Origin of the sequence: Acetobacterium tundrae (assembly GCF_008086615.1) — a bacterium.
Classification (GTDB): Bacteria; Bacillota; Clostridia; order Eubacteriales; family Eubacteriaceae; genus Acetobacterium; species Acetobacterium tundrae.
Window position 1 is genome coordinate 52481 of record NZ_RXYB01000009.1, and the last position, 11856, is coordinate 64336.

The 11856-nt window shown below is 42.0% G+C and carries 15 protein-coding genes; all 15 read left to right on the top strand.

Annotation, left to right across the window (positions count from 1 at the left end; all coding sequences use genetic code 11):
• The first annotated feature begins 6 nt into the window (after positions 1-6).
• The 15 genes from rho to FZC40_RS08935 all read left to right on the top strand — a co-directional run bounded on the left by rho (position 7) and on the right by FZC40_RS08935 (position 11854).
• Positions 7-1734, top strand: a complete 1728-nt coding sequence (rho, locus tag FZC40_RS08865) for a transcription termination factor Rho (protein ID WP_148603535.1) — start codon at positions 7-9, stop codon at positions 1732-1734.
• Between the two features lie 83 nt (positions 1735-1817).
• Complete coding sequence (gene rpmE / locus FZC40_RS08870; protein WP_148567622.1) at positions 1818-2033, top strand: 50S ribosomal protein L31; 216 nt, start codon at positions 1818-1820, stop codon at positions 2031-2033.
• Positions 2034-2146: 113 nt separating this feature from the next.
• Positions 2147-3019: a peptide chain release factor N(5)-glutamine methyltransferase gene (gene prmC / locus FZC40_RS08875; RefSeq protein ID WP_148603536.1), complete on the top strand. Its 873-nt coding sequence runs from the start codon at positions 2147-2149 to the stop codon at positions 3017-3019.
• 108 nt (positions 3020-3127) lie between these two features.
• Positions 3128-3685 (top strand): elongation factor P, encoded by a 558-nt coding sequence (gene efp, locus FZC40_RS08880; RefSeq protein WP_148567624.1) that lies wholly within the window; start codon positions 3128-3130, stop codon positions 3683-3685.
• A 2-nt stretch (positions 3686-3687) separates the two neighbouring features.
• Positions 3688-4128 (top strand): CD1247 N-terminal domain-containing protein, encoded by a 441-nt coding sequence (locus tag FZC40_RS08885; RefSeq protein ID WP_148567625.1) that lies wholly within the window; start codon positions 3688-3690, stop codon positions 4126-4128.
• 18 nt (positions 4129-4146) lie between these two features.
• A complete protein-coding gene (locus tag FZC40_RS08890; RefSeq protein WP_148603537.1) occupies positions 4147-4491 on the top strand; it encodes an Asp23/Gls24 family envelope stress response protein in 345 nt (114 codons plus the stop codon).
• A 195-nt stretch (positions 4492-4686) separates the two neighbouring features.
• Positions 4687-5103: a transcription antitermination factor NusB gene (gene nusB / locus FZC40_RS08895; RefSeq protein ID WP_148603538.1), complete on the top strand. Its 417-nt coding sequence runs from the start codon at positions 4687-4689 to the stop codon at positions 5101-5103.
• Entirely contained in the window at positions 5090-6073 is a 984-nt protein-coding gene (locus FZC40_RS08900) for a Kae1-like domain-containing protein (protein ID WP_148603539.1), read from the top strand. The genes nusB and FZC40_RS08900 overlap by 14 nt, the downstream gene beginning before the upstream one ends.
• Positions 6060-7268 carry an exodeoxyribonuclease VII large subunit gene (gene xseA, locus FZC40_RS08905; RefSeq protein WP_186843762.1) on the top strand — a complete coding sequence of 403 codons (1209 nt, stop codon included), beginning with the start codon at positions 6060-6062 and terminating at the stop codon, positions 7266-7268. Before FZC40_RS08900 ends, xseA begins: the two co-directional genes overlap by 14 nt.
• A 2-nt stretch (positions 7269-7270) precedes the next feature.
• Positions 7271-7486 (top strand): exodeoxyribonuclease VII small subunit, encoded by a 216-nt coding sequence (gene xseB, locus FZC40_RS08910; RefSeq protein WP_148567630.1) that lies wholly within the window; start codon positions 7271-7273, stop codon positions 7484-7486.
• Positions 7486-8382, top strand: a complete 897-nt coding sequence (locus tag FZC40_RS08915; RefSeq protein ID WP_243135788.1) for a polyprenyl synthetase family protein — start codon at positions 7486-7488, stop codon at positions 8380-8382. The genes xseB and FZC40_RS08915 overlap by 1 nt, the downstream gene beginning before the upstream one ends.
• Positions 8383-9052: 670 nt before the next feature.
• Entirely contained in the window at positions 9053-9625 is a 573-nt protein-coding gene (locus FZC40_RS08920; protein WP_148603541.1) for a hypothetical protein, read from the top strand.
• A gap of 44 nt (positions 9626-9669) precedes the next feature.
• Positions 9670-10494 carry a TlyA family RNA methyltransferase gene (locus FZC40_RS08925; RefSeq protein WP_148603542.1) on the top strand — a complete coding sequence of 275 codons (825 nt, stop codon included), beginning with the start codon at positions 9670-9672 and terminating at the stop codon, positions 10492-10494.
• 13 nt (positions 10495-10507) lie between these two features.
• On the top strand, positions 10508-11377 hold the full coding sequence (locus FZC40_RS08930) for an NAD(+)/NADH kinase (RefSeq protein WP_243135789.1): 870 nt from the start codon (positions 10508-10510) through the stop codon (positions 11375-11377).
• 27 nt (positions 11378-11404) lie between these two features.
• On the top strand, positions 11405-11854 hold the full coding sequence (locus tag FZC40_RS08935; protein ID WP_148603543.1) for an arginine repressor: 450 nt from the start codon (positions 11405-11407) through the stop codon (positions 11852-11854).
• The last annotated feature ends 2 nt before the right edge of the window (positions 11855-11856 follow it).

The following is an 11856-nucleotide window of genomic DNA, read 5'->3' on the forward strand; positions in this document are numbered from 1 at the left end:
ACTAATTTGGAAAAGAAATCTTTAGAGGATTCAACCGTTGTTGAATTACGCAAACAGGCAGAGCATCTGGGTATCGAAAAAACCAGCCGATTAAAAAAAATTGAGCTGATTGAGGCAATAGAAGAGAAACTGAACCCAGAGTCGGATTTAGCTATAGCTTCTGATACCAATCTGGAGTTAAAGGAAGATGAGCCATCACCAGAAGTGAAAAACATCAACAAAAAACAACCCCAGCCGATTCGTCGCAATACCCATGATTCCGCCAATAATGGCAATGGGGGACGTTCACCTTATTATAAAATAAAAGACTCCATGGATAATGTGGTGGTTGAGGAAGGAATCTTAGAAATCGTTCCGGAGGGTTTTGGCTTTGTGAAAAATGCCGAGATGTCAACCAATGAAGAATTTGTGTATATTTCCGCTTCGCAAATACAGAAATTCAAATTAAAAAATGGCGACTTGCTCAGCGGCAAGGTCCGTCCCCCCAAGCCCGGCGAAAAGTATTCGGCGATGCTCTTTTTGGAAAAGGTCAACGGGACAAAAACAGCGGATATTATCCAAAAAATCAACAGCATGCTGTACGTGGATGATAAAAAGGATTTGGACCGATTTAAGAGTTCCCAGGAAGGTATTTTGGATGTAAACCCAGATGGATTTGGATTTTTGCGAACCAATCATTATTTATCCGGTGATCATGATATTTATGTTGCGGCAAACCAGATCAGGCGGTTTAACCTGCGTACCGGGGATAAAATTGTCGGAAAAATAAAAATGACCGGTGAAAATGAAAAATTCGATGCATTACTTTACGTTGAAAAGGTCAATGGCGATATCCCGGAAAAAATTGCGAATCGGCCTAAGTTTGAACGGCTCACACCGATTTTTCCAGAAGAACGGATCACGTTGGAAACGAATCAGGATGTGATATCAACCCGAATGATTGATCTTTTTTCACCGATGGGAAAGGGCCAGCGGGGATTGATTGTGGCGCCTCCTAAAGCCGGGAAAACCATTCTGTTAAAAGAAATCGCCACGGGGATTACGACGAATCATCCCGATATTGAACTGATTATTTTGCTGGTGGATGAACGACCGGAAGAAGTTACAGATATGAAACGCTCCATAGATGCGGATATCGTCTATTCGACGTTTGACCAGCCCCCTGAAAATCATATCAAAGCGGCTGAAATTGTTTTGGAGCGTGGCAAGCGTTTGGTTGAACAAGGAAAAGATGTGGTCATTCTTGTCGACAGCCTGACCCGCCTGACCCGGGGAAACAACCTAGTGGTATCACCTTCAGGAAGAACGCTGTCGGGTGGGCTTGATCCGGAAGCACTATTTTTTCCTAAAAAGTTTTTTGGCTCGGCCAGAAATATTGAAGAGGGTGGGAGTTTGACTATTCTCGCGACGGCGCTTGTTGATACGGGAAGCCGCATGGATGATATTATTTTTGAAGAATTCAAAGGTACTGGCAATATGGAACTTCATCTGGAACGGGATTTGGCTGAACGACGGATTTTCCCGGCGATTAACTTAAATCGGTCAGGGACCCGTCGCGAGGAAAAACTGCTTTCTGATGAAGAACTAAAGGTAAGTTTCCATATCCGAAAATTGTATAAGGGCACGACCGTTTATGATCTGACCGACAAGATCATTTCGATTTTGGAAAGAACAAAAGATAATAAAGCGTTTATAAAAAAATATATTGATAAATTTAACGCACAAAATATTTGATCTTTTAAGAATTGTCTGATATAATGTCTCGGTTGATATAATAACGACGGACAATTAAATAAATAAGAAACGAGGTGGATTCGATGAAAGAAGGCATTCATCCAAATTACAACAAAGCGATAGTTAAGTGTGCATGTGGAAACACATTTGAAACTGGTTCAGTTAAACCGGAATTAAAAGTAGAGATTTGTTCTGCTTGTCACCCCTTTTTCACTGGGAAACAAAAGCTTATTGATACTGGTGGACGTGTTGATCGATTCAATAAAAGATTTGGTTTAAAAGACGAGTCAGCAGAGTAAATAAAAAGTTGGTAAAAGTCGGTTCTTGTAACCGGCTTTTTTCTTGTGTGAAAGCAATACCGGGTATTCACTTAAGAAAAAATTTAAAGAACGATTAGAGTTGAGGTAAGCCAATGGAGATAAGAGAGATGTTGGATAGCGGTCGGCAGGCTCTTAATCAGGCCGGAATTGTAAATCCTGGTTTGGAAGCAGAAATAATTTTAAGCGGTGTTTTAAACTGCGACCGCGTTTATTTTTATGCACACCCTCATGAAACGGTAGACTCAATTAAAAAAGAAGCTTATTTTAAAGCCATAAAAAGACGGTGTCAAGATGAGCCGGTTGCCTATATATTAGGGAAAAAAGAATTTATGGGAATGGGTTTTTTAGTCAATCAGGATGTTTTAATTCCCCGACCAGATACCGAACCGATGGTGGAATATCTCATCAAACGTTTGAATTCTGATTATCCGGATGGCGCAAAAATTCTGGATCTATGCACCGGCAGCGGTGCCATTGGCATTTCGCTTAAAAAAAATATTCCTCAGGGAATGGTCGCCCTCAGTGATTTTTCAAAGAGAGCGCTTTCGGTTGCAAAGGCTAACGCGGACCACCTGGTGGAAGGCAACCTTATTTTATATGAAGGAGACCTGTTTAAGGCGATTCCTGAAGGTGAGAAATTTGATCTGATTGTATCGAATCCACCGTACATAAAAAGGACCGATATGAATGATCTGGCTCCTGATATTTTACAATATGAGCCTCATATGGCTTTGGACGGCGGCATCTCAGGCTTAGATTTTTACGAGCGTATTATCGAAGCGGCCGGTCAGTATTTGAGACGGCCGGGACTACTGGCACTGGAAATTGGGGATGAACAAATGGAACCAGTTTTTAATTTGTTAACCCGGCATGGTTATGTTCAAATAGAGAAGATCCTTGATCTTAGCGGTCATGTACGAAGTTTAATCGGAAAAAAGACAGAAAATAATGATAAAAGACAATAATAACAGGGCAATATTCATAAATAGAGATGACGTCTTTAGAAAATTGTGATAAAATAAAAAAGCATAATATGAAAAAAATAATTAACAGACGCATAGCGGAGGTAAGATATGGTATCGGCAGGTGATTTTAAAAAAGGTGTTACGTTTGAAATGGATGGAAACACGTTTACTATTATTGAGTTCCAACACGTAAAACCCGGAAAAGGCGCAGCTTTTGTTCGAACAAAGATTCGCAATGTTATTTCTGGAGCAGTGGTTGAAAAAACATTTAACCCAACGGAAAAATATCCGAAGGCTCAGGTTGAAACAAGAGAAATGCAGTATCTATATGAAGACGGCGGCTTGTATTATTTCATGGATGGAGAAACTTATGAACAGATTCCATTGAATTTTGCCCAGGTTGAAGACGCCTTGAAGTATTTAAAAGAAAATGATAATGCTACCGTTCGTTCGCTTAAAGGCATTGCTTTTTCGGTTGAACCACCAAACTTTGTAGAATTAAAAATTGAAAAAACAGATCCCGGCTTCAAAGGTGATACAGCAACCGGTGGAAATAAACCGGCAACGGTTGAAACCGGAGCAGTTATTATGGTTCCCCTTTTCGTAGAACAGGGTGATGTTATTCGAATTGATACCCGAACGGGTGATTATATGGAAAGGGTATAAAAATGAAATATATTAATGAAAAAGTCGCTTACACCAAAGGCTTGGTGGATGGTTTAGAATTGGATCAAACCTCAAATGAGGGAAAAGTTCTGGTCCAAGTCCTGGATATTCTTGAAGACATCGTCGATGCTTTAGACGGTATCACCGAAGCTCAGGAAGAACTGGAAGAATATGTTGAAATGGTTGATGATGATTTGTCCGATTTAGAAGATTTCGTTCTTGATGAAGACGGCATTTTTGATGATGACGATGAGGACTATGAGTTTGATGATGAGGATTACTACGAAGTAATTTGTCCAGAATGCGGGAATGTTTATATCACGGAGTTTGAAGCGTTTGAAAGCAACTCAGTTGTCTGTCCGGATTGCGGAGCTCCATTTGTACTTGATGAAGAAGTCAACTGCTGTGGTGAAGATGGTTGTGATTGTCACCAGGAAGTTTAATGAGTTTAGGTAGAGAAGATGAAAAAGGAAATGATAAATATGCAGTCCCCCGATATTAACGACGAAATGATTTGTTCGATTGTCAGCCTTGCAGCTACCGGCGTTAATGGAGTGGAACGTATTTCATTGAAAATTACTGATGAAATCATGGATAAATTATCTCTAACTACCACTATTAAAGGAGTCAAAATTGGCCGTGAACCTGAAGGGTTGACGCTTTGGGTTTATTTGATTACCGAACCGGGCGTTGATATTGTAAAAGTTTCAAACGAGGTTCAGAATAAAATCAAAGGTGCGGTTGAATCAATGGCAGATTTACAGGTAGTTGCGGTTAATGTAAGAATTGAAGGTTCTGGTATTTAGGAGCTGTTCCAAGACTCAAGATTGTCCGTTCTTGATGTTATCCCTGTTATGAATGAGAGGAGTGAACACGACTTATGTGTTCGCCTCAAGGCGTCTCAACGGATATTCAGCAAGGCCGGACAATCGATCAGAGTTTTGCAATGGCTCCTTTATTAAGTTGTCAGACATTCAAATTAACCCCAAGAAGGAGAACACATGAGTCGAAAAAAAGAAAGGGAATATGCTTTAAAAGGTATATTTCAACTAGACTTTCACACAGAACCAGGAGATTTTTCTGATAGTATTGCCTATTTTATAGAAGATAATGCCCTGGATCTTGATTATGGAAAAACTTTAATCGATGCAACTGAATCTCATCTTGCTGAGATTGATGAGATTTTAGATGAATATTTAAAAAGTACATGGAAAATTGACCGAATTCCGAAGGTTGAAAAATCAATCTTACGGATGGCGATTTGCGAATTGCTCTTTATGGAAGAAAAAGTTCCCTTTGAAGTAGTCATTAACGAGGCGATTGAACTTACTAAAAAATTTGGGGATGAGGACGGAAAAAACTACGTCAATGGTATTTTGAATAAAATTGTTAAGGATAGACAACATGTGTGCTCTTAGTCTTGGCATTGATACCAGTAACTATACTACTTCGGTTGCCTTAGTTGATGAAAAAGAAAACATTATTTATAAAAAGGGCATCCTATTGGAAGTGAAGTCAGGAGAAAGAGGACTTCGTCAATCGGATGCTCTTTTTCAGCATGTAAATAATTTGCCGATTTTACTTCAAGAGCTGGCAAGGGGAAGAGAAATAGAAGTCATCTGTTTCTCACAACAGCCTCGACCTTTACCGGATTCTTATATGCCTGTTTTCAGAGCCGGCGAATCCCTGGCAAAATCGTTAGCCGCGGTTCTAAACGTGAAGCTGTTAGGAGTAAGCCATCAGGAAGACCATATTCGTGCAGCACTCTACGGAAGCGGTTCACCGATACTGGAAGATTCATTTTGTGCGGTTCATTTTTCCGGCGGGACATCGGAACTTCTTTTAGTGAACAAAGAAAAAATTGGTTATCGTTGCGAGATCATCGCCAAAACGCTGGACTTAAATGCCGGGCAATTAGTCGATCGCATTGGCGTGCTCATGGGGTGTGATTTTCCCGCCGGCAGGGCGGTTGAAAAACTTGCGGAAAAGGCGATGCTTCAAAAGCAGGAAAATGATTGCATCATTTCAGCTTCCATGGCGGGTTCGGATTTTCATTTTTCAGGACAGCAAAACCAGGCCGAAAACTATTTAAAAAGCGGTGCTGACAAAAGTGTTGTCGCTTATCATTTGCTGAAAGCCATTGCCAAAACCCTATCAAAATCGATTGTGCAGCTGCAAAAAAAACATGCCTTTCATTCGGTTTTGTTTTCCGGCGGAGTGATGTCCAACCAGATTATAAAAACATGTATCATAAAAGAATTGGCGCAATCCGGAATTCGGCTGTATTTTTCACCCGGGGAGTACGCAAGAGACAATGCGATAGGAAATGCCTTAATGGGCATGGATTATTTTAAAACATCGGGGGGTGAAATCCGTGACAAGTGCTAGAATACTCAGTGTTTCTGAAGTGAATCAATATCTTAAAACTTTATTGGAAACGAACAGTCTCTTGAAAAATCTCACGATTCAGGGAGAGCTTTCCAATGTCAAACGGGCGGCTTCCGGTCATCTGTATTTTTCGCTAAAAGATGCAACCAGTAAAATCGATTGCGTGATGTTTAAAAATGCGGCAATGGTGCTGAAATTTATTCCCAAGGAAGGGCAGCAGGTAACACTGCGGGGAAGCCTGGGGGTCTATCTGCCCAGCGGACAATATCAGATTACGGTAAGATCAATGGAGCCTCAGGGGGTAGGCGATCTTTTTCAGGCATACCTGGCCCTAAAGAGCGAACTGGAAGTCCAGGGATATTTTGATCAGGAGCGAAAAAAGAAACTTCCGGAAATCATCAGCCGCGTCGGGATTGTCACATCACCAACCGGCGCGGCGATTAAGGACATGATCGCGATCATAAAAAGGCGGAATCCGCTGATCGATATTGTCATCTATCCGAGTCTTGTTCAAGGCGACGAAGCCCCTAAAAACATCATTCAGGGCATTCGAACGTTTAATGAGCGGCAATCTGTGGATGTGATCGTCATCGGTCGGGGCGGTGGATCGATTGAAGACCTCTGGGCTTTTAATGATAAGAATCTGGCCAGGGCGATTTTAGAATCCGAGCTGCCGGTTATATCCGCAGTTGGTCATGAAATAGATTATACCATTTCAGATTTTGTTTCCGATCTTCGGGCCCCCACTCCTTCTGGGGCAGCTGAACTGGTGGCGGAGGAAACGATGAGCATGACCCGGGCCCTGGTACAGCTTAAAAGGCGATTAATTCAGTCGCTGGAAACTAAAATAGTGTCAAACCGGGAGCAGCTGGGGCGCATGAAAAAAGAGTTCTTGCGTTTTCATCCCCGGGAACGAATTGGGGATATGCGGCTGCATTTAGATGTTATCCAGGAACGGATGTTACGTTCAGTGAAAGGTCGTTTAAAAAATGACCGGCTCCAAATAAAAAACATTGAAATGCGTCTGGGCTTGATGAATCCGATGAATGTACTAAAAAAGGGTTATGTCCGGGTCACTGATAACCAGGGGTTATCGATTGGTTCAGTCGCTGGATTGAAGGTGGATCAACGCATCAAGCTGCATTTTATAGATGGCGAAGTGGATGCAGAGATTCGATCGATTAAGGAGAATTAATAATGGCGGTAAAAAAACTAAAAAGCAAAATAAGTCGTTTGGAAACCATTGCTGAATTGCTTGAGGATGATAATCAGGAGATTGAAGCATCGATGAAACTTTTTGAAGAAGGCATGAAGCTGATCAAAGAATGCAATGGCGATTTGGATACGTTGGAAGGGAAAATCACCATCATGATTGATGGGGAAGAAAAGGATTTTGAAGGGAGCGCCGAGTAGTGAATGATTTTAAAGCTGACTTTAAGGCCAAAAGCCTTGAAATCAATCGACATCTGGAAAAAGCGTTTCAGCAAAGTATCGATGCTCCGGAAGTAATCATCGAAGCGATGAAGTACAGTCTTTTCGCTGGTGGGAAACGGCTGCGTCCGATTTTAATGATTGAAACCTGCCGGGCGTTAGAAGGCGATGTGAATGTCATTATGCCATTGGCGTTAGGGATGGAAATGCTTCACACCTATTCTTTGATTCATGATGATTTACCAGCGATGGATAATGACGATCTGAGACGGGGAAAGCCGACCAATCACAAGATGTTTGGGGAAGCGACGGCTATTTTAGCCGGCGACGGGTTGCTGAATTTTGGAGTAGAAACGATGCTGCAGGGCACCAAAGGGTTAGCGGGTGAAATGCTGATCAATTATATTGGCGCTATGAAAATCATCATGAGCGCTTCGGGAATCAATGGGATGATTGGCGGTCAAGTGGCTGATATGCTAAGTGAAGAAAGGGTGATCAGTCTGGAGGAAATGGATTATATTCATTTGCATAAAACCTCGGCATTGCTAGAAGCCTGTGTCCAAAGCGGCGGTATTATTGCCAGGGCGGAGCCGGCAACCCAGGGGCGATTAATCAGTTACAGTCAACGAATTGGTCTGGCCTTTCAAATTGTGGATGATATCCTGGATATCGAAGGCAATGAAGAAGAGTTGGGAAAACCGGTTGGCAGTGATGAAAAAAATCACAAATCGACATTTGTATCTTTATACGGCATGGAAGCTTCTAAATTAAAGGTTGATGAACTTGAGCAAGAAGCTGTAGAGATGCTTAAACCGATTGGCGTCAATACGAATTTTCTTGAAAAATTAGCGCGCTATATTTGTCATCGGCAAAAATAGTGTGTTATAATTAAAGTTCAGGTGGCGCAGTATTCTAGTCGGCACTGTCAATCTTCAGGGCGGGCCTAAAAATCCGTCGAAGGGCATATCGATGAAGTCCCTTGTTTTTGCCTTTGACGCCCAGTTGAGGGCTGATTCAGGGGGTTAAGGAGGATGGGGCGATCTGCAATGGCATGCGGGCGTTGACCCTGCCTCCGTGGAGACCTGTTAATTTAGGAGTAACCTGTGAATGTGTTGAATTTTTCGATACTGAAGCAGCGTAGCCTGCCTTGAGTGGATTAGGTGGATGGATGGACAGTTTCATAAGCTTTAGGGCCCTAAGTTTTGAGATATTGCTGCCCGAAACCTAATCTGCAAAAGAGGCTAAGGATTGATGTGTGTTGTTGAGGAAAACTCCTAGGCTGCTCGTCAGAGGTATTATTAGGATTATGGTGCACACTCAGTGGTAATTCAGTCCTGTAGTTGGCGACACTGCAGAGTGTACATAAAGGGAAACCGCTGAAACGGCGACGTTTCAGCCGTACATTGGGAAATCCTGCTGGACCTAAGTCGCAAAGTTTACTAATAATACTGCCACCTGAATAAGTAATTATTTAAGGAATTATGATGTTTCATAGTTCCTTTTATTGTATAATGATGTATAAATAGTCATCATGTCAGGGAGCAATTTATGAAAAAAAAGATATCAAAAAAAGAACTAAAAGAGAAACGTCACCGTCAATGGGTGCTGATTATTACCCTTTCGACATTTTTCCTGACCATGCTTTTCAGTTACATTTCAGATTTTTTGCTTTCCAATACGCCTATTTTTGTTGCTTTTATAATTTTATTCTTAATTGTTTTATTGGGAATCCTTGCGGATATTATTGGCGTTGCAGTGACTGCTGTGAGTCTGGAGCCTTTTAATGCCATGGCATCAAAAAGAATAAAGGGCGCAAAAACTTCAGTTGATTTGGTTAAAAATGCTTCGCGGGTCTCTAATTTATGTAACGACGTTATCGGGGATATTTGCGGGATTGTCAGTGGCGCGACGACCATTACCATTGTGATCCAACTGGGAACCCACTACCCATTGTTAAACGTGGCGGTGATGACTTTAATCCTCAGCAGCGTGGTTGCCTGCATAACCGTTGGCGGAAAAGCTTTAGGAAAAGATCTGGCCATGAAAAATGGAACAACAATCATACATGGAATATCGAGTCTGATTGCCAGTTTTAAAATAACCTTTAGAGGGAAAGAATAAGAATAAATATAAAAAAATATGAGATATTATGAAAAGAGGAAAATTTGAAAGAACGTTTAGATAAATTATTAGTGAGCCAGGAACTGTTTGAAACTCGGGAGCGGGCAAAGAAAGCGATTATGGCAGGGCTTGTACAGGTAGACGGAGAAATTAAGGATAAAGCCGGTGATCTTGTTGATACTGCGGCAACGATCCTTATTAAAGGCGGCGATATGCCCTATGTCAGCCGCGGCGGATTGAAACTGGAAAAGGGATTGGCTGTTTTTGGTATGACCGTGACGGAAAAAACATTGATCGATATCGGGTCTTCTACCGGCGGTTTTACCGATTGTCTGCTTCAAAATGGGGCAAAGAAGGTTTATTCAGTCGACGTTGGCTATGGTCAGTTAGACTGGCGCTTGAGAAATGATCCCCGGGTGGTTTCGATGGAGCGAACAAATTTTAGATACCTTACAACTGAAACAATCTCAGAAATGGTGGATGGCACCGTAATGGATGTATCGTTTATTTCAATTACCAAGCTGATTCCCGCCATCAAAACATTTATGAAACCTGGCGCCCAGGGAATTTGGCTGATTAAACCGCAGTTTGAGGCTGGTCGTAATCGGGTGGGGAATGGTGTTATCAGAGATAAAAAAATTCATTCAGAGATCCTGCTTGAAGTATTGAGTTCGATTGAAAATCAGGGCTTTACGGTAAAAGGACTCGATTTTTCACCAATTCAGGGACCGAAAGGAAATATTGAATTCCTTGTCTATGTGGAAAACACGGAACCGGATGAAGGGGGAAACTGGAGTCAGACAGTTGAACTGATTGTTGCAGCTGCTCATGAAAGTTGCAAAAAAAAGAAGAAACCGATTGATGAATAGGAAGTGATGATTGGTGAACAAAGATATAAGTGAGATTGGTATCTATCTGAACATGGAAAAGCCGGATAGTAAAGCTCTGGCAGAACGTTGCATCGCCTATTTGATTAATCTGGGCTTTAAGATTGTCTTGCTGGAAGGGCAGATTCAGGTTCAACACGAGTTGATTCATTATTATGCAAGCAGTGTTTTTTATAAAAAACCGGATTGCATTATTGTACTCGGCGGAGATGGAACGCTGTTGTACGTTGCCCGAAGAACCTGTTATTACAGCGTGCCGATTTTCGGAATCAATCTCGGAAAGTTAGGCTTCTTAACAGAGGGCGAAGCCGCCCACTATGAGGAGGCACTAAGAAATCTCACGACTGGTCATTATTCGATCGAGGAACGGATGATGTTAGACTGCATTATTACCAGGAAAAATTCAATCCCCCATGATTATATCGCACTAAACGATGTTCTGGTAAAAAGTCGCGGCTCCCGGATGATGGAGATTCGGGCATCTGCCAACGGATCGACCATCGATATATTTCGGGCAGATGGCGTGATCGTTTCAACACCAACCGGTTCCACCGGGTATTCATTGGCGGCTGGGGGACCGTTGGTTTCCCCGCGGGCCAATGTGATGATACTCAACCCGATTTGTCCCCATCGTCTTCATGATCGTGCCTATATACTGCCGGAAGACGAGGTGGTTACCTTAGCGTTTGGAGAACGGGAACAAGACCTAGTTGTCACTCTGGATGGTCAAACGACCGTTTCCATTACCCCCGAGGATAAGGTTCAGGTTCAAAAATCTTCTTACTGCACCCGCTTGATTCGTCTCAACGAAATGAGCAGTTATGAACGCTTGAGAATTAAACTGATGAGTGATATCGAAGAATAATTAAAGATGAGTAGGAGGCAAACTGAGATGAAAGTATCGCGGCAATTAAAAATTATTGAAATTATCGAAAATAATTTAATAGAAACCCAGGAAGATCTGGCCCAGGCACTGAAAAATTTGGGATTTACCGTAACCCAGGCGACGATTTCCAGAGATATTAAGGAGTTGAAATTAATCAAGGTCATGAGCCATGATGGCATCCAGCATTATGCACCGCTTAAAGATATTGGCAGTATCTATAATGAACGGGTCAATGCCGTTTTTAAGGAGTCGGTCTTAACCATTGATTATGTTGAAAACACAATTGTCTTAAGAACCCTGCCGGCCATGGCACAAGCCGCTGCCCTTGCAATTGATTCGTTGGAGTGGGCTGAAATTGTGGGAACGATTGCTGGGGATGATACCATTTTTGTTTTAATCCGTAATCGTGATATGATGGCCGAAATTGTCGGGAAATTTAAAAAGTTGATGAAATAAGG